The 22,678-nt window shown below is 66.7% G+C and carries 11 protein-coding genes (1 of these 11 running past the window's edge); 5 read left to right on the forward strand and 6 right to left on the reverse strand.

Going from position 1 to position 22,678, the window contains the following annotated elements; translation table 11 throughout:
- On the reverse strand, window positions 1-8,980 hold the 5' end (the start) of the coding sequence (locus IU476_RS05915; protein ID WP_195097249.1) for a helix-turn-helix domain-containing protein. 21,461 nt of this gene lie to the left of the window's left edge; 8,980 of the gene's 30,441 nt are visible here — the first part of the coding sequence; its start codon is at window positions 8,978-8,980; its stop codon lies off the left edge, out of view.
- A gap of 9 nt (window positions 8,981-8,989) precedes the next feature.
- Window positions 8,990-11,977: a hypothetical protein gene (locus IU476_RS05920; protein ID WP_195097251.1), complete on the reverse strand. Its 2,988-nt coding sequence runs from the start codon at window positions 11,975-11,977 to the stop codon at window positions 8,990-8,992.
- Between the two features lie 724 nt (window positions 11,978-12,701).
- Between IU476_RS05920 and IU476_RS36995 the strand changes: the two genes are divergently transcribed.
- Window positions 12,702-15,215 carry an ATP-binding protein gene (locus tag IU476_RS36995; protein WP_195097253.1) on the forward strand — a complete coding sequence of 838 codons (2,514 nt, stop codon included), beginning with the start codon at window positions 12,702-12,704 and terminating at the stop codon, window positions 15,213-15,215.
- Between the two features lie 251 nt (window positions 15,216-15,466).
- On the opposite strand, the gene IU476_RS05930 is transcribed toward IU476_RS36995, so the two are convergent.
- The 3 genes from IU476_RS05930 to IU476_RS05940 all read right to left on the reverse strand — a co-directional run bounded on the left by IU476_RS05930 (window position 15,467) and on the right by IU476_RS05940 (window position 19,253).
- Complete coding sequence (locus IU476_RS05930) at window positions 15,467-16,636, reverse strand: CBU_0592 family membrane protein (RefSeq protein ID WP_195097255.1); 1,170 nt, start codon at window positions 16,634-16,636, stop codon at window positions 15,467-15,469.
- A gap of 277 nt (window positions 16,637-16,913) precedes the next feature.
- Window positions 16,914-17,717: an LLM class flavin-dependent oxidoreductase gene (locus IU476_RS05935; protein WP_195097258.1), complete on the reverse strand. Its 804-nt coding sequence runs from the start codon at window positions 17,715-17,717 to the stop codon at window positions 16,914-16,916.
- Between the two features lie 522 nt (window positions 17,718-18,239).
- The gene (locus IU476_RS05940; RefSeq protein ID WP_195097260.1) at window positions 18,240-19,253 is read right to left on the reverse strand and encodes a zinc-dependent alcohol dehydrogenase family protein; all 1,014 of its coding nucleotides are present in this window, start codon (window positions 19,251-19,253) and stop codon (window positions 18,240-18,242) included.
- A 77-nt stretch (window positions 19,254-19,330) separates the two neighbouring features.
- On the opposite strand from IU476_RS05940, the gene IU476_RS05945 reads away from it, so the two are divergent.
- The 3 genes from IU476_RS05945 to IU476_RS05955 are packed head-to-tail and all read left to right on the forward strand — an operon-like array spanning window position 19,331 to window position 21,125.
- A complete protein-coding gene (locus IU476_RS05945) occupies window positions 19,331-19,729 on the forward strand; it encodes a winged helix-turn-helix transcriptional regulator (protein WP_195097262.1) in 399 nt (132 codons plus the stop codon).
- 44 nt (window positions 19,730-19,773) lie between these two features.
- Window positions 19,774-20,625 carry an SDR family NAD(P)-dependent oxidoreductase gene (locus tag IU476_RS05950; protein WP_195097565.1) on the forward strand — a complete coding sequence of 284 codons (852 nt, stop codon included), beginning with the start codon at window positions 19,774-19,776 and terminating at the stop codon, window positions 20,623-20,625.
- Between the two features lie 5 nt (window positions 20,626-20,630).
- Window positions 20,631-21,125 carry a MerR family transcriptional regulator gene (locus IU476_RS05955; RefSeq protein ID WP_195097264.1) on the forward strand — a complete coding sequence of 165 codons (495 nt, stop codon included), beginning with the start codon at window positions 20,631-20,633 and terminating at the stop codon, window positions 21,123-21,125.
- A gap of 26 nt (window positions 21,126-21,151) precedes the next feature.
- Here the strand turns inward: IU476_RS05955 and IU476_RS05960 are convergent, their stop codons facing one another.
- On the reverse strand, window positions 21,152-21,643 hold the full coding sequence (locus tag IU476_RS05960) for a YbaK/EbsC family protein (protein ID WP_195097266.1): 492 nt from the start codon (window positions 21,641-21,643) through the stop codon (window positions 21,152-21,154).
- Window positions 21,644-21,767: 124 nt separating this feature from the next.
- Between IU476_RS05960 and IU476_RS05965 the strand changes: the two genes are divergently transcribed.
- On the forward strand, window positions 21,768-22,661 hold the full coding sequence (locus tag IU476_RS05965) for a LysR family transcriptional regulator (RefSeq protein WP_195097268.1): 894 nt from the start codon (window positions 21,768-21,770) through the stop codon (window positions 22,659-22,661).
- The last annotated feature ends 17 nt before the right edge of the window (window positions 22,662-22,678 follow it).

A 22,678-nucleotide genomic window follows, 5' to 3' on the forward strand; every position in this document is an offset into this window, starting at 1 on the left:
CAAGGTCCGCGTGCTGTGCGAAGGTGCGGGCGACCTCGGCGGTGTCCGGGTGCCAGTCGGCGTTGCCGGAGTCGGCTACCCAGCGGGTCATGCGCCGGTGCAGTTCGGCGAAGACGGGGGCGACCTGGTCGGGTTCGGCGCCCGGATGCGGGTCGCGATAGCGGACGGTGACGCGCTCGCCCTGCCGCCGCACGACGACCTCGAGGTGGCCGGGTTCGCGGCGCAGCGGGGCGAGGGTCAGCGGTATGCGTATTTCGTTGTCGCTCAGCGTGATGTTCTCGCGGTCGGGCTTCACCCAGAATCCGTCGCCGTAACTCGCGAACAGTGCCTCGACGCTGTGGTCGAAACCGGTCGCGGCCATGTCGAAAAGATGCGATATCGGCGGCGGGTCGCCTCGCCACAGCCTGCCCTGGCTCTCGTTGTCGAAAGTGCTGTCGTCGAGGCGCATTCCGCCGCGGACCAGCACATCACGCAATTGGGCGGTACCCATCGGGTCGAAGATCTCGCGGACCCGGTAGGGGCGCACCGGCCCGTGCGGTTGCCCGGAATCGTCGGTGGCCAGCGTGCCCCATCCGGCAAGCTCGTCCCCCATGACCGACATCAGCCGCAGCAGCGAGTCGTGGCCGTCGGCGGCCATCATGCGTCCCCACCGGTCCATCACGAACGGGATGTCGCGCGACCCGGTGGTCAGGCGTTCCACCGACGCGCCACCCGGCGTGACGAAACGGCCGGCGTTCACCCCCACGGCCCGCACGCGGGTTTCGGGGAATCGCGCGTTGGCGCCGGCGAAGAGATCCCCGGACGTGAGGCGATGCGCCGTATAGGTAGACCGGAGCGATCTCGGCGTCTCGGAGCCCTGCCAAGCCAGGACGTCGAGTTCGTCCACGGCACGCTGGAACAGCTGCGGGAGACGGGGATTCGCCGCGAGCCCTTGCAGTGCGGCGGTCCGCATGGCTGAGGCGGTCGCGCCGCCCGCGTCCGCGATCGCCCGATGGATGTCCATGCGCAGCTGATACAGCGACAGTCCCAGCGCCGCGGCGTGCGTGCCGGGCCCGAGGCGATCCGCCGCGGCCGCCACCGCGTGGTCCGCGTCGCGCAGCACGGCCAGAGCGCGGTCGGCGTCGCGGGTGTGGGTCAGGAAATACAGCGCCGCACGATAGGCCAGGGGTACGTATCGCCACGCCGCCTCGCCGAAGACCCGGTCCGAGCTGGTGTCGGCCGCGTCGAATTCGGCTGCGCGCGAAGGTAGTTCGCGCAGCGCGTGCATCAGTTCCGGCCCCAAGCCGCGGCCCCGGCTCGCGATCAGGTGCTCGTCGGCGAGTCTCGCCCAGTCCGCCGCATCGACGATGTGCCCGGCGTCGAGTTCCGCGGCGGCGACCACACGCTCCGGGAATCGGGTCAGTGCGTCGAGATCGCCGGGCACGGCACGTCCTGCGGGATCATGGAGCGCTCCGACGACGTCGAACACGTCGGCCGCGGCCGCCGCCACCGCGGCCGCCGCCCCGGTATCGCCGCGGCTGATCCGCCGCCACTGTTCGGCAGCCAAGGCGACCTGCACCCGCGCCGTGCCGACCGCCGCCTCGACGGACGGGGGCTGCCCGCGCCGCACCGCGCCAATACATGCAGAGGTTTCGTTGTGGGTGTCGGCGAGGTGGGTCCGCAAGACGTCGTCCGACAGGCGAGTTGCCCAGTGTGCCAGTTCCTCTCGCGGCGCGCGCACGGCGTCCGGTCGGTTCGGCGCGTCCGGAGCCTCGTCGCGCTCCCGCTCAGCGGCGTCCGTTTTCGGCGTCTGCGGACCGCTCAGACCCGCGATGATCCTCGAGATGTCGCCCGGTGCGCGCATCACGGGCTCGATAACCTTGGGGTCGGCCGGCCGCGGGGCCGGCGCGGGAACGCGGGGAACCTCGTCCACCGTGACCGACGTCCGGTCCAGAATCACCCAGACCTCACCGTAGTGTCCCCCCGGATCGACCGCGTGGTAGCCGGAGTAGCCCATCGCGGCCGCGAACCGGCCCGTGTCCGCGAGCACCGTTCTGCGGTGGCCGAGGTACTCCTCTCGGGCGAGCACCTCGGGCCGTCGCGGACGTGCGGCCAGGTCTTCCAGTTCGGCATCGATGGCGTCGAGTTCGACGCGCTGTTCGGCGCGCACGCGGCTGAAATCCACGGCACGGGCGAGGGATTCGGGCCTCATCACCATGCGGAGCACGCGCTCCGGGATGTCGTCGGCGTACTCCAGCGCAGATTTTCTGCTGGTGGTGACGTAGGTGCCGTTGCCGTGATCGGCGCCTTGCCACCGTCCGGGGAAATAAGGGCCGGTTCGGAACAGTTCCACGTGCTCCGCCGCGCTTACTCCGCGGAAGAATTGGCGGCCGCCCGCGGCGATCAGCTCATCGAGTTCGTTCCCCGCCGCGACGACCGGCAACCCGTCGAACCCTCGCTGCCTGCAGATCTCGCCGAGCGCGGGATCGGTGGACCACTCGTCTCCGCGAACCATGGGCGCGATTGCGGCATAGTCCAATTCGTCCAAGGGACTACTGCCGATGGCGCCCTCGGCGCCGATATCGGCGTCGAGGTTTCCGGTGTCGGAGTGTGGGCGGCTGCCGACACTGCCGGAGCCCTCGGCTCGGCCCTTGGCTCTCCATTCGGCCCAGACCGCTTTCCACGTCGACGCGGTCGCTCCGGCCCGAAACAGGTCGGCGAGCAGGTCGGGAAGAACAACTTTTCGCTTGTCGGCGAGCCGCCCGATGTTGAGGACGACCTGGCGGGCGCTGCGTGCGGCGGACGCTTCATTCTGTCCACGCCGCTGGTAGTCCCCATAACATTCGATGACGAATTTTCGAGCGTCGCGCAGGATCGCCGGGTCGCGATCGGTAGGCGTTATCAAGGCGAGAGCATCGCGCAGTTCCCTCGGCATTCGAGGGACTTCGTGGGCGGTTTCGCCAGGATCCGGTGTGCCCGACGGCTTACTGCCGCTGAACGCGGGTTCGAGCACGCTCTTGTATATCTCCTCGATCTCGCGCGACAAATCCTCGGGCACCGAGACCTGCTGGTCGATGGTTTCCTCGGGAGGCATGCCACGCACGACCGTCTCGGTGACCAGATCGCCCTCCGCGTCGAAATCTATTGTCTGGAAGAGGTGTTCGGACTCCGGGAGGCGGTTGAGATACTTCTGCTGTTCGCGCCGCCATTTGTCGAATTTCACGGCCTTGTTGAGCAGGGTGCGGCGGTCGGCCAGGTCCATGGCGTCGAAATCGTCGGCGGTTCTGCCGTCGCGGGAGGCCGCGAGGTCGACCACGACCAGGTTCGGCTTTTCGCCGGGTTTGCTGTCGTTGACCAGCACCACCAGGTGGTTGTCGGCGTCGCCGCTGCCTTGTTTCTCGGTGTTCTTCCATTTGTAGACCAGGACCTGCGCGCCGCCGGGGCGGTTCTTCAGCGATTCGACGGCGTCGTCCAGCGAGCGTGAGTATTTCGCCGAGCCGCCGCGGAACGACGTCCGCACGGTGTCCCAGCTGTGGCCGCGCAGCGGGATGCCGCCGGACGGCATGATGAACTGGTCGGCGTTGTTCTCGCACAGCACGCGCATGGCGGTCACACCGTTGTTGACGCAGCTGTTGGGGCTGCGCCGGTGTATTTCGGTCACCAGGTCGAGCAGGGCGGTGGTGGCCAGGTAGAGCGATGCCGCGGCGACCACCTCGTCGGCGTCGGCACGGTGGGATACGGGGTCGGCGGGAGTGCCGGTGCTTTCCTCGAGCAGGCGCCGAGAGATGGCCTCGCCCAACACATCCCGTGCCGTGGCGGGGGTGATGCCGGAGATCGGGACGGCCGGGTCTCGGGTCGCGTCGTCGTCGCGTGCGCGGACCGCGTCTTCATCGAGAGCGCGGGCCAGCTCGAGTTGGGCGGCGGTGGCCGCGGCGCCGAGATGACGCATTCCCTCCGCGCCCTCGATGGCCGCGGGGTCCAGGCCGAGCGTTTCGGCCAGCCGGTCGCGCAGCGGCGTGAGTCGCGCGAGGGCCTGCTCATCGGTGAACAGGGCGTACTGGACGGCTTTTCCGGGCGCGGTCGAGTCGAGGTACTGGCGCAGCGTCTCGGCGGCCGAGGGCGGGAGATTCGCCTGTGCGAGCAGTCCGGTCAGTGCGCCTGTGCGGGTACCGGACTCGTCGAGCGCGGTGTCCCGGGCCAGGCTCGGGTCGAGCGCGTCCTCCCGGGCCAGGCTCGGGTCTTGCGCGTCCTCCCGGTTCAGCGCGTCGTTGCGGTTCGGCGCGTCCGCACGGTCGCGCGTCTCCGCACGGGCGACGGTGTCGCGGCCGAGCGTTTCGTTCTGCGCGGGTGCGGTGTTCGGGCCCCGCGCAGCGTCTTCGTCGAGCGCCGTCGCGAGCGCCGTCGCGAGCGCCGTCGCGGTCGAGGGCTGAATGCCCAGCAGCGTGGCGAGCCGTCGGGAGCGGTCGGCGAGGGTGTCGGGTTGGTCCGGATCGCTTGGCGCCCAGGCGGTCTGCGGGCCGAGTACGGCGGACGAGTTGACGAGGGGCGCATAGGTTCGGACGAAATCGGTGGTGGCGTGGTGGAGGGCGCGCTTCTGCAGCTCGGGCACCAGCGAGCCGAGCTTCTCGCCCGCCTCGATGACCTGGTCGTGCGTGGCGGGGGTGGGATCGGCGCGGTGCGCGGCGACGGCATCCTGGTAGGTGATCACCGCCTCGCGGACCCCGCGCAGGTGCATGGCCTGGCGGATCAACGCGTCCTGCGGCGACATCAACGCCTGTGCCGTACCGAATTTGCCGTTGCGGGCGGTGCGGTTCTTGGCCTGGTCGTAGATGTACTTCTGTTCGGGGACCTCGGTCATCCAGACGTGCATGCCGCCCTTGGCCTCGACCGCCTCGGACACCGAGATGTCCACGCCGCGCTGGCCCTGGCGGTTGATCACCAGGATCTTACCCTGCTCGCCGGCGGCGTCGAAGACCTCCTGCAGCTTGCTTTCCCAGTCCGCGCCCCACTTGGCGATCCGGTCGGCGTCGACCGCCTCGATCGCCTCGCGCGGCAGCCCCGCCCGCAGCAGCGCCTTGACCTGCTTGTCCACCAGATCGTTGCGGTGACACAGGATTTCCTGGAAGCGACCCTGCCCGTCCGCCCACATCTCGTGCGCGTACCCGGCCAGCGCGTTCAGTTTGGCCCTGGTGTTCTCGTGCACGTCGGGCTGGCCCTCCACCAGCCGCGACGGATTGAACGGATCGATCGCGTGCGGCTCGTTCAGCCCGTACACGGTCTTGAGCACATGGCCGAGGTCGGTCAGCGTGCCCGAGGCGCCGGTGATGTGGTCGAAGAACCGTTTCGTGCCATAGATTTCCGCCGCGGTGATGCTCTTGGCCGAATCGGTGTCCGCCCGCACCTCGATGCCGTGCTGCTCGGGGTTCATCCCGATCGCCTCGGCGGCGCGAATCTCCTTGGCTTCCACCGCTTGTGCCAGGCTCGCCTTGCCTTCCTCGGCGCTCCACCGCGATTCGCTCGAGGTCTTGGTGTTGCGTTGCAGACCGTGCTCGCTCTGGTCGACGATGACGATCTTGCCTTGGTCCATCACGTAGTGGGTCTTGTTGCGCGTGGTGAACTCCGCGGCGGCGGCCATCTCGAGCCGCGAGTTCCCCATCCCCTCCAACCACCGCTGACCGCCCGGCAGCGCCTCGACCTTCGCCCGGCCCGCGGGCGTCAGCGCCGCCTGACCGTCGTACCAGTACTCCGTCCCGACCTCCCAGGTGCCGTCGGGCAGTTGCACGTCGACTTCCTCGGCGAGTTGCTTGAGGCCGAAATCCTCGTGTGAGAGATGGCCTTTCGCGAGCGCGTCGGCGAGGAAGTCGTGGGCGGCGAACACCTCGCGCGCGGTCGCCTCGGGCGCGCCGCCCGGGGCCGACTCGGCGCGGATGAAGGTCTTCTCGCCGCGGTCGACGATGGCGTCCATCTCGTCGATCACCGCGCGGCGCGGCGGTGTGTGCCCGGCGTTGCACAGGTGCCCGACCGTCTCGCCGGTGGCTACGACGATCGTGGGGCGGCCCGGCGTCAGCTTGCCGAATCCGGTCTGCTGGTCGGCACGCACCACGTCGATCCCGTAGCGGCTCACCACCTTCCGGTATTCGGTGAACTCCCGGTGCGCCAACCCGTCCGCGGTCGTCACCAGCAGCACCGAACCGTGGCGGACCGCCTGGTGCAGCGAATACGACATGAACATCAGCGTCTTGCCCTGACCCGGCTTCATCTCCACCGGCTGGTGGTCCATCTCGAACCCGCCCTCCAACTGCCGGTCCCGCAGCACCATCCCCCCGGACGCCTGATCGGCGGTCTGCCGCCGGATGATCTCTATTCCCGCGATCAGAGATTCGTGCGCGTCCTCGTGGAACAACCCGGCCTGCAACACCTCGTCCGGCAGATTCGACAGCTTCAGCGCCTCCGGGACGTCGTCGCCCGACCGCGCGTGGAAATCGGCCAGCACCTCCTCGGCCCGACCACGAGAATCCGCCGCCGCGGTCCCGTCGGACTCTCCGGTTCGCTGTCCGGTCCCCGGCGCGTCGTCTTCCCCTGTGACACTGCGGTTCTCGTCGCCCGGGTGTTGTGTACCCGTCGCGCCGTCCTCTGTCGCGGCACCGTCGGCGGGATCCGCGTGCTCCCCGCGGTGCCCGCTGTGTGCGCCGTCCTGCGCGGCGGCATCCTCACCGTCGCGCGCACCGTGGTCGGCACCGGCCTCCAGCTCCTCACCCTCCGGCCGTTGCTCGGCCCGGACACCTTCTCCCGCAACCGAACCCGGTTCCTCACCGCCGTCGCGCCGCTCCCCGGACATCACACCGTCCGCCCCAACGGTGCCCTCACCCTCCCCACGTCCAACAACGGCCGAGCCCTTGTCACCGCCAGGAGGCTGCGCGGTCGCCGCGCCGTCCTTCGCAGCAGCGCCCTCACCCTCCGCACGCTGACCAGCGGCCGAACCCTCCCCTTCACCGGCACGAGGCTGCGCGGTCGCCGCACCCTCCTTCCCGACGGTGCCGACCCCCTCGCCCTCGGCATGCCGTGCACCGTCCTTCTCGGCAAGGCCTTCGCCGTCCCCGGAACGCTGGTCGCTCCGCGCGCCGCCCTCGCTTTCGCCGTCACCGGAACGCTGGTCACTCCGGGTGCCGCCCTCACCCTCGGCCGCAGCTCGCTCGGACGATGGTGCCGCGTCCTCGCTTTCGCCGCGAGCCTGCTCGGACTCCGTGCCGTCTGCCGGGGCGGAGGTCTCCCCGTCACGCCGGGAGTGCTCCGCCCTCCCCACGCCGTTCTGCGCGGTGGAATCTTGCCCCTCACCGCTCGCCTGCTGGTCGTCGCGCACCGCCTCGGCGAAGGCTTGCCCTTGGCCGCGAGCCTGCTCGCCGTGCGCCGAGCCGGAATCCTGCCCTTCCCCGGCTGCCTGCTGGCCGCTGTGCGGGGCACCCGCGGAGGCCGAGCCTTGCTCTTCGCCGACCTGAGGCAGCGCGGGGACGGCGGCCGCCTCGTCGCCTGGGCGGGTGGTGGCCGGCGTCGAAAGCTTGGGCGGGGCAGCGGTTTCCGCGCCGGAGGTCACGCGCGGCGTGGCCGGGGCCGAGGCGCGGGCGAGTTCGTCGCCGCCAGGGCCGCGCTGCGCGGGGATGGCTGCCGCGCTGGACGCCGGGGCGGAGGCGGCCGCGGCGGACGACGCCGGTGCCGTCCCGCTCGGGTGGGCCGCGGCCGCGACGGGGGCCAGTGGTGCGGCGGGGACCGGCGGCGCGGCCACCACGGTCGGCACCGGCGCGGAGCCGTGCCCCGCGGCGACCACCGTGTCCGCGGGCCCGCCCGGCGCGGCGGCCGGAGTCGCGGTGTCCGGCTCGGTGTTCCACGCCTTGCGCGCGGTCTCCCACGCCTGCCGCGATTCCGCCGAGATGTGCACCGGAGGCGCGACCGCGGGGGGATCGGGTCGGGTGGACTGGCCGTTGCCGTCGATCACCGGTTCGGCGGTTGCACCGGTGTGCGAGTGGGCACCGGGTTGGGCGTGCACCGACCCGGCGAACGCGCCGTTGAGCATCGGCGCCAGAATGTGGTGGAAGTCCTCCGGCCAGCCGGTGACCATGGCCGCCGCACCCACGCCCGCCACCGCCCCCGCCAGCCCGTGCACCAGCCCGGCCAGCGCGCGGCTGGTCTGCAACCGTGGGAACACCGCAGGTGCGACCGCCGCGGACAGTGCCCCGCCTACCGCACCACCGGCACCCGATGCCGCCGCGGCCAGAATCGACTTCACATCGATACCAGTCGGGTTCTCGCCGTTGTCCCCCGTCGGCGACAGGTTCCGATATCCGGCCTTGGCCTGCAACAGTTGCACGCCCCCGTCCACGGCGGCGGGCAGCAACGCCGCCCGGCCCACCGTGCCCACGAACCGGACCGCGCCCACTGCCGACAGCTTCGTCGCCGCGGCCGTCGCGAGTCGTGCGTAGGCCTCTTTCAGGCCCGCGCGCATCACCTCGACCTCGGCGCGGCCCTTCGTCAACTCCGCCTCTATGGTCGGCGCGGCCGCCATCTGGCCCGCCGGGCCGGTCGTCGCGGCCGCTGTCAGGATCCGCAGGATCCGCCAGCCCAGCTCGATGCCGAACGCGAACATCACACACAGCGTCTTCTCCGCTTCGTTGGCCGCCGCGTCGGCCTGGTCGGCCAGCGTCAGCGCCCGCTCGCGCAGCTTGGCGCCGCCGTCCTGTTGGGCACGCAGCGCTTCCCGCAGCCGGTCACCGAACGCACCTAGTGAATCCTGCTGTGCCAGCAGGCTTTCCACGTCCAAAGTGTGAGTTTCCAAAGTGGCGGCCTTGTTCCGCAGCTCGGTGGCCATCCACCGCATCTTCGAGATGTCGGCTCGCGGCAGATCCCCGCCGAACACCACCATCTCGATCGGACGCCGCACCGGGTCGGGCAGAGTCTCGAATATCTCCCGCAGCTGGACCACCGGGTTCAACGACAACGTATCCGCCACGCGCGCTGCCTATTCCGGCGCGGTCGCGCGGATCAGAGCCGTGTGCAAGCTCTTCGCCGCCGCGCACGCCCGGTTGCCGTTCAACACGACGTCGGCGAACGCCGCCCCCACTGCACGATCCACCTCGAAACGACCCACCGGATCAGCTGCCCCGGTCAACTCGGCGCGCCAGCGGCGATAACCCCCCACCAGGCCACCGAATGTGGTGTACCGGCCCGCCATCTCTCGCATGTACTCGGCGATCATGATGTGCTGGGCGGTGCGTCCGACCACGCCACCCCCGACGTCGTCCAGGGCCCGGCCCAACTCCCGCACAGTAGCCGACCGAATCGACGAATCATCCACTCCAGCATCAGATTCCGCCATTGCGGAGCTGGAGTCGGGCTCACAGGCGGCGTGGCGGTTCAGTGTGATCGACCGCACGGTTGCCGACTCGCGTGGCTCGCTGCGCCACCGCACATCGCCGGCCTCGTCGGCCACGGCGACGACGTCGAGTTCGATCATCGGATACTCGGTCAGCACCCGGTCGACGGACGCGGCGAACTCGCGTACCGGCGTCTCCTGCAGATCTGGGAGGTCGAACCCGAGGACGACGACATCGTGCTGGTCACGCAATGTCCGGGCCAGCCAGGCGAATACCGGGGACGCGGCACGCTTGTCCCCCGGTCCTTCTGCGTCCGGTCGCTGATTCCGCCGCTTTGGGTTCCCTATCGGGGAACGTGGCGGGGTGCCGGACCGAGGACCCGAGGGACTCGTCCCCGGAGTCTCGGGCCGGCTGCTTCCCTGGGCCTGGGGCCGAGACCACGGTGTTCCTCCCTTTCCCATGGCGACAGGACCTGACGGCCGCATCGGCTCCTGGGCGGGCCGGGTGGGCTTCGTCGTCCCTGGGGAGCGGGGTACTTCCCGCCTGGCCGCGGTCGGCGATGTCACCCGTGGGGGCTCGGTCCGGCCGCGTGGGTCCGCTGCTGGCTGTTGACTACCTGGTCGATCTGGCGTCTCGGACGTCGGGGGTGTGACATCTTTGGGTGCGGAGGAGCCCGCCGGTGCACCGGACGCACGGTCCGCGGAGGGGGCACGATCCGGCACCGGGTGATCGCCCTTCGGAACGCTGGACGCGCGTTCACTAGTGCCCGCGTGTTTCGAATCCGGATTCCCGTTCTGGAGCCCGCCCACGGCACCGGGGCTCCGCGTCGGCGTCGACACCACCTGTTCTGTGCGTGCGGGCGCGGCGACCGGAGTCGGCTGTACATCCTTCCCGGAGGACCGGTCCGGGGAAAACGATTCGCTGCCCGCCGCGCCGATCTGGTTGCCGCCGGCGAGGTCCTGAGCCTCGAAGTCCTGCGCGGCGGCGTCGACCTGCCGTGCCGTCCCATGCAGGCTCTCTTCCATGGCGTGCAAGTCTTCGAGCAGCCGGTCCGCTTGCGGCGTGAAATCCTTGGCGAACGCGATGCCCAGGTCGTCGTCGCCCCAGCACCCGTACACCGACGCCAGGGAATCCCGCAGCCCGGCATAGGTCCGGCCCACTCGGTCGCCGAGTTCGGCAAGCCGGGCACCGTCGCGCCGCAGGGTGTCCGTATCGATTCTCAGTTCGTCGCTCACACCGCCCCCCATCAGGCCCGGCCGTCTCGGCGCAATCGATACCGCCGCGCGGCCCTGCTCACCAACACCGACCGCGGCACCGACGACGTCGAACGCTCCACCACACCGTCGTCGGCGACATAGAAAACTGCACGATTCAAGGCGAGATCGTTCTCGTCGGGCAGCAGGGGCATTAACGACCCAGCCCGCGTCGACGCGATCGGCCCGCAATGTGGACAACCGGTACCCGATGGTGTCGTAGCCCCGCCGGTGAATGTGCTCGCGAACAACGGCGAGAGCATCCGCCTCGGGTATCGCATCCGCGACCAGGCCCGCAATCGTGAATTGGAAAAGGGCTCCGTCGATGTCGGCCTGCTCACCGTCACCGAATACCGCCGCGATCGTCGCCCGTGTCACCGACCGTGACTGCGCGGCGAACACCATCGCTTCGGCGGCCCTCGGTTCGCCTCCCAGGCCTGACTTCAGCTTGCCGATGACGTCCACAACGGCGTCGACCGTCCACACTCTCGGCACGGCCCGCGCGTAGTCCGGCGGCGCGGCCTCACCCCGATACCACCGCCCCTCGTTCCACCAGTAACAGAACGACAGCAAACCGGTGGCCGCACGCGGATTCAATATGGGATCGGCCACCCAACTCGGCGCGCCCGCAAACAGTTTCGGCGCCGCGGCACCGGCGTTGTAGAAAGCATCCAGAACCGCAGCGCCCCAGACACCCCCCGACAACACTGCGCGGTCGCCGGGAAGCAAGGTCAGCGTCGAACCGCTGCGCTCAGCGCTCTCGAACACACCCATCGACGCGCCCACCCGCGGGCCACGCAGCGATCCGGCTGCCACGAACGCGGCCGCGAGCACCGCCCACCGGGCCCACAGCACGCCGAGATCCGGCAACTCGTCATGGCGTGCCGGCACGGCCCGCACACCGGCGGCCCGGTCCGCCCGTACTTCCTCCGCCGCCTGCCTGGGCGGCCTCGATGGCAGATCCGCCCGCCCGATATAGGCCGCCAACCACACCGGCAACCGATCGCGCGGATAGACCTCCAGATCGGCGCGATACGCGTCCGGCGCAAACAATTGCTCACCTGGAAACGGTTCCGTGCCGTAGTCCGGGACGATTTCGATCCCATCCACGTCGACGTCCATTCGCACCAGCAACCGCCACCAGGGGCCATCGCTGGTCTGAGCCGACCCGCTCCGATGCTGGCGCACCGCATCCAACACAGTGTCGGAGACCCTGCACCGCACCTTTCGCGTGCCGACGTCAGCCAGTAATAGCACCGACTCGCAGACGATGGTCATCGCGAACGACGCTTCCAGTCGTCGCCATCCGACGGGCGCGAACTCTGGCAGCCCACGCGCGATTCCGCGGTCAACCACTCCATCGTCGCGTTCATCGTGCATACCATCGGCGTCCATTGCATCGGCCGAGCTCGATCCTCGCTGAGGTTGCCGTTGGCGCTTGCTCGAATCCGGCCGCACAATCAGACCGTGAGATCGAGATGACTGTCAGTCGGAAGCAGGCAGGGCGGATTGAGCCATGTCGGCCTCCCATCTGATTACCCTCCACGGTCACGTGTCACATGCGTACCACCGGTGCACGGAAGTATCCGAGACGAGCCCGGCGAGGTCACGGGCTCGATACTGCGGTCGAAGGTAATCCGAGGCAGATGACCTGGTCCATACGCAGTGATCGACGTAGATCGGTATACATAGGCCATTCTTGTCCCAAGGTCTACTCACCTATCACCTACCGATGACGGCACACGCATTCTGCGCAACCATTTCGGAGCCCATCGGTGGATCCTCGGAGCAAACGCTGGACTCCAGGAAGTAACCAGCAGTTACTCGGCGCGCCCCTCCTTCGCGACGGCGGTACCGCCGTTACCTGTACGATCCGAGAGGCGCCCGGATAGGGCAGCGGCAAGGTCGTCGCACAATCCGACGATCCGGATACCGGAATCCGCAGATCACATCCCGGAGGTACGCCCGGACTGCCATCCAGCAGCCGTGGGCCGGAACAATCCAGAACGAATCAGGCATGGCGGTACGAGGATGCCATTGCCGGGTCACAGGAATTCAAGAGAGTCAGGAGAGGTAAATTTCGGCGCGACACATCGACAAACACGTGACGGAACTTCCGGAGGACGATTTTGTCGGACGAGAGTCCGAGGTGGAAAGAATTGTCACCCTGTTACGACGAAAAACCCGCCTGCTCACATTGGTCGGCCCAGGCGGTATCGGCAAAACCCGTTTGGCGGCGAAAGCCTGTGAGCAGCTGCGGAGGATCCAAGATACCCCCATATATTGGTCCCACCTCGCAGGTCTTCCTGCGGGCTGCGATGATGCAGCGGTCGAGGAGGAGATTTTCCGGTCGGTCGTGGCGACCGACGACTTCGAGCGTCCGATGTGGGAAGCTCTGGTAACAACTCTGACGGAAACCGATCGCCGCGGACGCATCGTCACGACCCTGCTCGTCCTCGACAATTGCGAACACGTGTTGTCTCATGTCGGCCGGATCATCGGCCGATTGCTCGACGAAGTGCCCGGCCTTTGCATCATGACGACGAGCCGGGAAGTTATCGGCTGGGTCGATGAGTACCGGTTCGCTGTTCTGCCGTTGTCGCCTGACCAAGCGTTGACCTTGTTCCGGTATCGAGCCGAGCTGACCGGACACCCGATCACCGGCCGAGAACAATTGGCGCAGGCGGCCTCGGTATGCCGCAGGCTGGACGATTATCCGTTGTTCATTCGCCTCGCAGCCGGTCTGCTCGTGCAGCAGTCGTTGCCTATGATCGTGCATCAACTCAGTGACGATCCTGAGGACGACCATCGTCTGACCTGGCTCCTCGCGCCCTCTTTCGGCAGTGACGATCGACACCGCACGATCGACGACGTGGTCAGCTGGTCCTACGAACTGTGCGGGGACAAGGAGAAGCTGCTGTTCGAGCGAATGTCGGTATTCGCCAGTGGTTACGGCCGGGCACAGGAGCCGGTGCCACGACTGGCACTGGATGCCGGCGCGGACCTCGACGCCATTCGGGCCGTCTGCGCCGATCCCGATCGCGCCGGTCGGCCCGAAACGAACCAAAAGACAACCTGTATCACGGCCGACGAGATAGAACCGGCCCTCTCGCGCTTGGCCGACCAGTCGCTGGTGTCGAGGCATTTCGGTGCGACGGCAGTGTATTACTCGCTGTCGGAGACTTACCGCGTCTACGCACTAACGAAATTGCGAGCCCGGTCAGTCGGCGGCACGAATGAGTACTCGATCTCTACAGAGCGCCACCGGCAGTACTACCGCGACAAGGTCTCGGACGCGGCGAAAACCTACTTCGGACCGGCGGAACGAGACCTGTTGGATTGGGCAGCGGCATCGTGGGACAACGTCATCATCGCGATCGAGCGCAGCCTCGCACCCGGCGGCAACGCCGTACACGCACTCGAAATCTGTATAGATTTGCTCACACTACGGCTGCCGTTCTTCGAAGGACCTTTTCGCGACATGCGCTCGTTGACCGAACGAGCGCTCGACGCGACGGCGAGGGAATCAGGAGTGCTCGCCGAACTGCGCGTCACGGCGATGGCCATGCTCGTGTGGGTCATGCTGTGCCAGGGCGCAACCGGCGATGCCGAGCAGCTCTTGGACAGATGCGTCAGGGCCTGTACTTCGATACTCCCTGCAGACTGGCGGCTGGCGTCGACGACCGACCTCGCCCTGCCAGCCGTCGTCGACTTCGCCTGGGGGCTCGAACTGCTGTTCGCACGCAAAAACCAGGCTTCGATCGACGTCCTCGACCGGGCCCGCGAGAAGTATGACCGCGATGGAAACCTCTCGGGAGCGATGCGGAGTCAGCAGTTCGCGGCATTGTCCGCTGCTCTACTCGGGCCACCGAAGCAGGCCCGGGAACTCGCCAGCCAGTATCTGGAGCGGACGAAGGCGGTAGAGAGCTCGTGGAGCCAGCTCTGGGCCGAGCTGATCTGGTCGGTAGCCCTGACCCGGCTGGGTGAGATCGACGAAGCGCTGGCTGTGCAGCGATCCGTGCTGGCGACCGTGCTTCCCACCGGCGAACATTGGGAGGCGTCGTGGGCAATCCAGTTTCGCGCCTGGTCGCTGGCGCGTCAGATCACCATCGACAGCATGAAGCACCGCGCGGCGAGCCGGCACCGCGCCGACCTGGCCACCAAGATCGCGCTCCTGGTAGGTGGCAGTCGAACGCTACGTGCCAGGCTCGGCGTCGACATCGCACACCTCCGGCCGTTCGCCGACATCGCCGCAGAGACAGTTCGGACAGCCCGCGACGTACTCGGCGCGCAGGCCTTCGACCGCATCGAAGCCCAAGGCGCGGCACTGCGGCCCGAATCCCAGGAGATCTATCGATTGGCCCTGGGCACATTAGCTGTCAGAGACATAAAACTACCGAATAGTGGGCCGGGTGACGAGTCTGCCGGATGGGACGATCTCACCGCGGCGGAAAAAGAAGTTGCGAAGATGGCAGCAGCAGGACTGACCAATTCCGCTATCGCCGCCCACCGAGGCACATCGAGACGGACCGTCGACACTCAGGTAGCAGCGATCCTACAGAAACTGCAGATCAAGACCCGGGCGCAAATCACCCGATTCGTGCCCGGCGACACTTGAATCAAGCCTTCCAACCCGGCAGGAAGGCCCATTCTCCTCACTGTGCCCAGCTTTCCGGAAAATCTTTCGGACTCGACAGCGGCCGCTCCGATGCACCTCGAGCGGCCGCGCAGTAGGGAGTACGCGGCGACGTCACGAAGTGAGCGACGAGTCGACAAACTTGTGCGGAAGGCTCACCCCTCACACGTTGTCGATGACCGCGCCCGCGCCGAACCGACATCGGCTCATGGAGCCCGCCGGTTCTGCGACACTCACCTATCACCCGCTGCTGCAGCTACCGATCGCGTCGAATCGCTTCTCGACGTAGCGCCGTCGGATGAACACTCGCTGCGGAGCAGTTCGGTGTACAGCGACACGATCCGCCGAGTCTCGTCGTCATGCTTGTGGTCGGGCAGCAGGGTCAGGCGATCGAGCAAGTTACCGGCGCACAAATACATTTGGTCCAGCGGATCGAGGTAGCGCCCGTCGGACCACCGAGCATGAGCGAGCGCGCATCGGCGGAGTAGGACGATGTCGGGCGAGGGCCGATCATGACGGGGCGATCGCCCTGGTGGAATGTGGAGCCAATGCATCTCGGCCAGCAACAAGCCGGGGAGTAGAACGCGCAGCATGATCTCGTCACTGCGTACCGGCCGCCGACGCTCGTGTGCGGCTATCACAGCGAGCGACCTCGCGATGCCAGCCAACTCCTCGAACGTTGTACTCGTCATCCACGGCCGCAGTCCGAGACGCTGTGCGCGGATCTCGAGCTGAGCGGCGCCGGGTAGGCTCACACCGCCCAGCAGCCGCCGCCACCGAGATGTATCGACGACAGTGGCGATATCACCGAGGATCGACCACCACAGCCGGAAGTTGAGTTCTACATGGTTCGGCGGCGTCACCGCTTGATGGCTTCGCGGCAATCCCATGGCCGCGGTACGGTCGACCAGCTCCGGCGTGGTGAGTAGGTCGAGGTCGGGCCGCACACCATGGTCACGTAGAAATGCCAGCATCCACCACATCACGTGCGGCTGTAGCCATTGGCGGCCTTGCGAACCCGCGTAAGTATCGCGGAAAAAGTGGATCAGTCGATCGGGGCGGTTAAGTTCATCCCCTCGCACAGGACGCGGCAGCTTGCCGAGCCGGCCTCGTGCTGTGCGAACCTGTCGCAGCAGGTCCGCAGTGCTGTTCCTGCGCACGCATTCTGTCCGCGATACCCACCGGGATCTGCACAGCGAGGCCCCGGAGACAACCGCCCAGGTGCCTTCCAACAGCAAAAATCCCCAGTCATGGCCGAGGTACGCCAGCGCAGCCAGCATCGCGGAGCCCACCAGGTTCGCGACCAGATACGCAGTCGAGCCGTCATCGGTCAGTCCATGTTGCAAGGAGATGAAACCGGCCAACAACAGCAGTGCCCCGGCTATCTGAAGTACGTCATTCATCGCTACCACCAGTGCGCCACGGCGGTGGCCGGCTCAGCCTGTGCCGCCGACGAACAAACCACGTCCATTCTGTCCTCACCTAGGATTCGATAAGCCGAAGCCTGCAGACCGAATTCGTATGCCTATGCACGTAGGCCGCAATTCTCCCTTGCACAATCGTATTCTCCACGAACATGGACGCATGATGCGAACACGCGATCGGCGGAAACCGTCCCGTTCCGATCGCCGATCAGCGCGAGAGATAGCGACCGATATTTATCGCATGTTACATTCGCGGCTATCGGCCAGCGAGTTCGCCGACAACTGGAGCGAACCTTTCAGCGAAATCAGCACCGAAAACAAAGTAGGAGAAGCCCATCTCCTCTCGGCGCCGCTGAATTTCGTCGATCGCCGCTGCCGGATCGTCCGGAAGAACGGCGACAGCGTCCGCGGCGCGCAGCGCGGCGGGATCGGTTTCGGGAGGTGCCATATGCGGTGCGACCGAGTCGCCGATCACCGGTACCGCGAGTGCGAGCTCGACGTCCCGGCGGGAACGAACGTCTTCGGCCATTTGCGTGACCTCGGCTCGGGACTGAGCACCGAGGGCGAAGGTGACCGTGTCCGCGATTTCGGCCGCCAATGCACGAGCCTTCGGTCCCTGAACGGCGATCGCGATGGGTGTGTGACGATCGGGGCCGTCGAAGCCACGCAGTTGCTCGACGGCCTCACGCACCTGAGCCAATCGTTCCTTCGGCGGCAGCACGGGCATTCCCTTGTCGCGCAGCTCATCTTCGATCCCGGGCCTCCCGGTACCGATGCCCATCTCGAAACGGCCTCCGGTCATCAGCGATAGAGAATACGACTCCCATGCGGTCAGCCAGGGCGGACGCAGCGGCGAGGCGTACACCCAGGTGCCCACCCGCAGGTCGGTCGTGGCCGCGACGGTGGCCAATACCGCGGCGGGCGCCGGTTGTGTGAGCGGGAAGTCGGGCACGAGGAAGGTCGAGTAGCCGCTGTCGGCGATACGACGCACACGATCGCGCCACGTAGGCAGATCGGTCATAAGTGGTGCAACGACCCCGAATCGAAGCGGTCTCGTCATGCCTGTCATTCCTCTCTGTGGTCAGCGGGACCACGGCTTGCTGCGTCCACCGCCGCAGATTGACGTGCGTCACCCGCGGCGCGCGAACTGCTTGCACAATGCGTGCACCCAGTTATCAAGGATGACTACCTAGGTACCGCTGCCCGCATCGGCCATTCGTATTCCAATAGTCGAACGCAGGAGACGAGCCCTTGCTCAGCCACAGCGGTAGCTTCGGAACCAGCAGGACTCGATCGATCCGCTTGATTGTTCAGCGGTGGCCGAAACGATGGCGTCTTCCGACTACATCCGCATACCATCGACCTCGCCGATCAGAGCCGCATACCACCTGAGACTGTCGGACAACTTGGTCCAGAAATGCGGCATTGCGGTGATAGCGGGCCCGGTGCCATTAGAGACGGATGTCTTGGCCAAACGCTTCAGGTGCCAGGGTGTCGTGGGCGGAATTCCGGTAACAGTAGCTGCACGGCTCGGAAGCTCATCGGGACAAGCTGCTTCGACTGCACGTCCACGACAGGCAGATCAGAAGGTGGTTGCGATGACAATTTTGCCGAAATGGCCGCCGTGGGCGAGGCGGTCGAAGGCGTCGGCGAGTCGGCCGAGTGGAAAGACCTTGTCGACCACGGGCATCAGGGCGTGCCGCTCGATGGTCGTTACCAGAGCCTCGAAGTCGGTGCGGCTTCCACCGGTGGCCGTCCGGATCGTCGTCGCGCGTTGGATCGCGGTGAAGATATCCAATTCGGCAGCCCGGTCGGCGGTATACCCCATAAGATGAACCCTGCCGCCGACCCGGGTCGCCGCGACAGTCGGTGTCAGGGTGTCTCCCCCGGCAACATTGAGTGCGACATCGGCCCCACCTCCCGTCATTCCCGCTATTTGGTTCGGCCAGTCTTGATTCGCGCCGGAGCAGAGCACCTGGTCGGCGCCGAGCGCTTGGAGCCGTTGCGCATGCCGGGCCGATCTGCTGGTGGCAATTACTCGTGCGCCAGCTGTGGCCGCCAGTTGCACTGCGAGCGTGGACACGCCGCCACTGCCTTGCACCAGGATCGTCTCGTCCGGTCGCAGCCGGTCCAGCTCGAACAGCGAGTGCCAAACCGTCGCTCCCGCGACCGGCAGCGTGGCTGCCTGTGCGGGTTCCAGGTTGCCTGGTACGCGCACTGCCTCGTCCTCGTGCAGGCACAGCAACTCTGCCAACACACCATCGGTGGGTCCTCCGAGCCGCCGCTGCCCGTGATGTGTCCGGATCGGGCCGTCGACCCAATCCGGCAGAAAGACCGGGCACGCGAAGTCGCCGACGCGGAACCGCGACACTGCGCCACCGACGTGCACGACCTCACCGACGCCGTCGGACAGCGGAACCAGAGGCAAGGCCACCGGAACGTGATACTTGCCACGCATGATCGCCAGATCCCGATAGTTCAACGCGGCCGCCTGCATCCGCAGTACGACGTCTCGTTCGCCCGGAACCGGGTCGGGGCGGTCCACCAGCCGCAAAGACCCGAGCGAAAATGTGGCCTCGAACTGATACGCACGCATTCCAACTCCTCGTCGTCACGATCTGATACTTGGGTCATTCTCGGTAACCGCCACCATCGAAGGAAGAAGGGACTTTCGTGTCTCCACGGAACACGCAGATAACCGACCAGCTCACCGACACGTGTCCGACCCGTGAACTGCTGGAGCGGATCGGCAGTAAATGGAGCATCCAGATCATCGGAGAACTCACCGCGGGAACCCGCCGGTTCACCGAACTCGAACGAGCTATCGATGGAATCAGCCGGCGCATGCTGGCACGCACGCTGCGTGGGCTCGAACGTGACGGACTACTGATTCGAACGGTGTACGCAACCGTTCCGGTAACCGTGGAATACACACTCGCTCCACTGGCGGCAGGGCTGGTCGAACCATTGACAGCGCTGGTGGACTGGGCGCGCACGCATCGTACCGACGTGCTGTCGGCCCGTCATGCCTATGACACAGCACACGACAACACCGGGCAAGGCGATTGCTGATACGCATTGCATTGGAGCGCGCTCGAAGCTCTATCGTCGCCGGCATGATGAACTCTCATGACGGCTCGACCTGGTTGATCACCGGCGCGTCGCAGGGCTTCGGCAACGCCCTCGCCACCGAAGTCCTCGGGCGCGGGGAGGACGTGGTCGCGGTGGTCCGCGACACGTCCGCGCTGGCCGACCTCGCGTCGAAGTATCGTGACAACCTGACTGTGGTCTCGGCCGACCTGCGCGTTGCCCCGGACGTCGACAGGGTGGCCGCGGTCATCGAATCCCGCGCGATCGACGTTCTGGTCAACAATGCCGGACGTGCGATCATCGGCGCGGCCGAAGAGGTCGGCATGGTCGAACTGCGTGAGCAACTCGAGCTCAACTTCTTCGCCGCCGCCGCGCTCACCCGAGCTGCACTGCCCGGAATGCGGAAGCGTCGCGGCGGCACCATCATTCAGATGAGCAGCCAAGGCGGGCGGCTGTCGTTCCCCGGAGTCGGGGCATACTCGGCGAGCAAATTCGCCCTCGAAGGATGGTCCGAAGCACTCGCAGCCGAAGTCGCCGATTTCGGCATTCGAGTCGTGCTGGTCGAACCTTCGCGTTTCCGCACCGGATTCAACACTCCCCACTCGCTCGGAATGGTCAGCGCGACCAGCACCTACGAGAGGACGGTCGAGCCCGTGCGCGCCGCCTTGACCGGGATCGATGGACACCAGGAAGGAGATCCCGCACGGGCCGCCGCCATCCTGGCCGACCTCGCGCACGCGACCGACGTACCGTTGCGCCTTCCACTCGGCGCAGAAGCCGTCGACCGGCTCACCGCGGCCTACACTTCGGGCCTGGACGAGGTACGAGCCTGGTCGAGCGTGGCGCGATCCGCGGACTTCCCGGCTCAGGAGGGGTGACGCGGATGGCCACCGAAGACCTGATGGCGCGGATACTCGATGAGATCGGCGACTTCGCCGGCATCGACGCGACCATTCCCGTGGAGACCATTCACCGGCTGGTCGACACGGGCGACGACCCGGCGCCCATGTCCATTGCCGAGGTCGCCGACATGCTCGATCTCTCCGCGCATTCCATCCGCTATTACGAACGTGCCGGTCTGATCTCCGTCACTCGTGACGCCCGCGGCCACCGGGTCTATGACGCCGAGGCGCAACGGCGGCTGGTGTTCATCACCCGGATGCGCCTGTCGGGCATGCCGATGCGTGACCTCCAGCACTACATCCACCTGGTAGAAGCGGGTGACGACTCGATACCCGAACGGCTCGACATGCTGATCGAACACCGCGACACCATCCGCCGACGGATACGGGAACTCAACCTCTCGCTCGCCGCCACCGAATACAAGATCGCCACCTACCAGCACCACGGCGACGTCTTGGGCGGCACCATTCGCTGAACTATGGGGCTCGTGACGGCATCTCGTCATTTTGCTATCTCGTAGATCCGCGGGCGAGCTATGCGAGCGTAGTCGTCGGCATCGAGGGCGATCGATCGGTCGAGCCTGGCGGCGTTGAAGTAGAGCGACGGCTGGCGCAGCACCGCGGGGTCGGCCACGAGTTCGACGGCCGGGTCCATCGGAAAGGGAAGAACCGAGCCGGGGACTGCCTGGGCAAGCTGTTCAGCTGTCGTCGGATCGCAGAATCCCGCGTATCTGGCGCCGTAGAGGGTTTTGATCGCGTCGAGGTCGACCGATCGATCACCAGGGATGACGGCGAGAACATACTTTCGGGTGCGCCGATCGAGCTTCACGAGGAGAAGCATGCACTTCGCCGCATGCGCCAAGGGATGCCCTCGCAGTTTGCTGACGACTTCGGTGACTCCGACGGGCTCGTGGTCGATCAGTTCATAGGAGGCTTCGTGCCGGTGTAGCAGAGCGATCAGAGTCTCGTACGTACTCGTCGAGGTGTCCGTCATGTAGATCTTCCTGTCAGCACGGTGTGTTTTCGCGACCGGATAGTCCGATCAGGATCGCCGGACGGCGGATGAAGATCAAGGTGATATGTCTTCAACGATGGTTCAGTATCGCTAAACTCGCTGCATGGATGAGCGGCAGTTGGAGATCCTGCGCGAGCTCGGCGAGCAACACAGTGTGCAAGGTGTCGCCCAGGCGTTGTTCATTACGCCCTCCGCTGTCTCCCAGCAGTTGAAACTCCTTCAGCGTGAGGCGCGGGTTCCGCTGACCCGGCGCGTGGGTCGCGTACTGCGCTTGACACCGGAAGGAGAACGGCTGGCGGCAGCGGCCGTCGACGTCCAGACCGCCCTGAGCCGCGCTCGCGAAATTGCGCGAGGCCTCGCGAGCGCTCCGGCAGGCAAGGTCAGTGTGTGCGCCTTCAACAGCGCCGCCCTGGCGTTCTTCGCGCCGCTGGCAGTCCGGTTCACCGGAGGGGGCGTCCAAGTCACCCTCAGCGACGAAGATGTCGCCCAGGAAGACTTTCCACCGTTGACATCCCGCTACGACATCGTGATCGCGCATCGCCTCCAGCACACATCCCGTTGGCACGGTCATCTCGTTGTCGAACCACTCATGCAAGAGCGCCTCGACGTCGCACTGGCCGCCGACCACCCACTCACCACCCGAGAATCGCTCCGCGTGGCCGACGTCGCCCAACATCCCTGGATCACCACCCACAACGCGTTCCCCGTCGGCGCCACTCTCGATGCCGTCGCTACCGCCGCCGGCCACTCGATCGAGATTCGCCACAGAGTCAATGAATTCACGATCGTCGCCGAGCTGGTTCGGGCAGGCCAAGGCCTGGCATTCCTGCCACGCTGGACGCAACCGCGACCGGATGGCGTCGTGCTGCGCCCCTTGGCCGACCTGCCGGTATCTCGCGATCTCGATGCACTCATCCGCCCTGAGAACGCGGTTCGCCCCGCTGTGGCACAAGTTGTTACCGAACTCAAAGCTATCGGCAACTCACTCGCTCAATAACTCACTACAACCGCCCC

Source organism: Nocardia blacklockiae (genome assembly GCF_015477355.1).
GTDB lineage: Bacteria > Actinomycetota > Actinomycetes > Mycobacteriales > Mycobacteriaceae > Nocardia > Nocardia blacklockiae.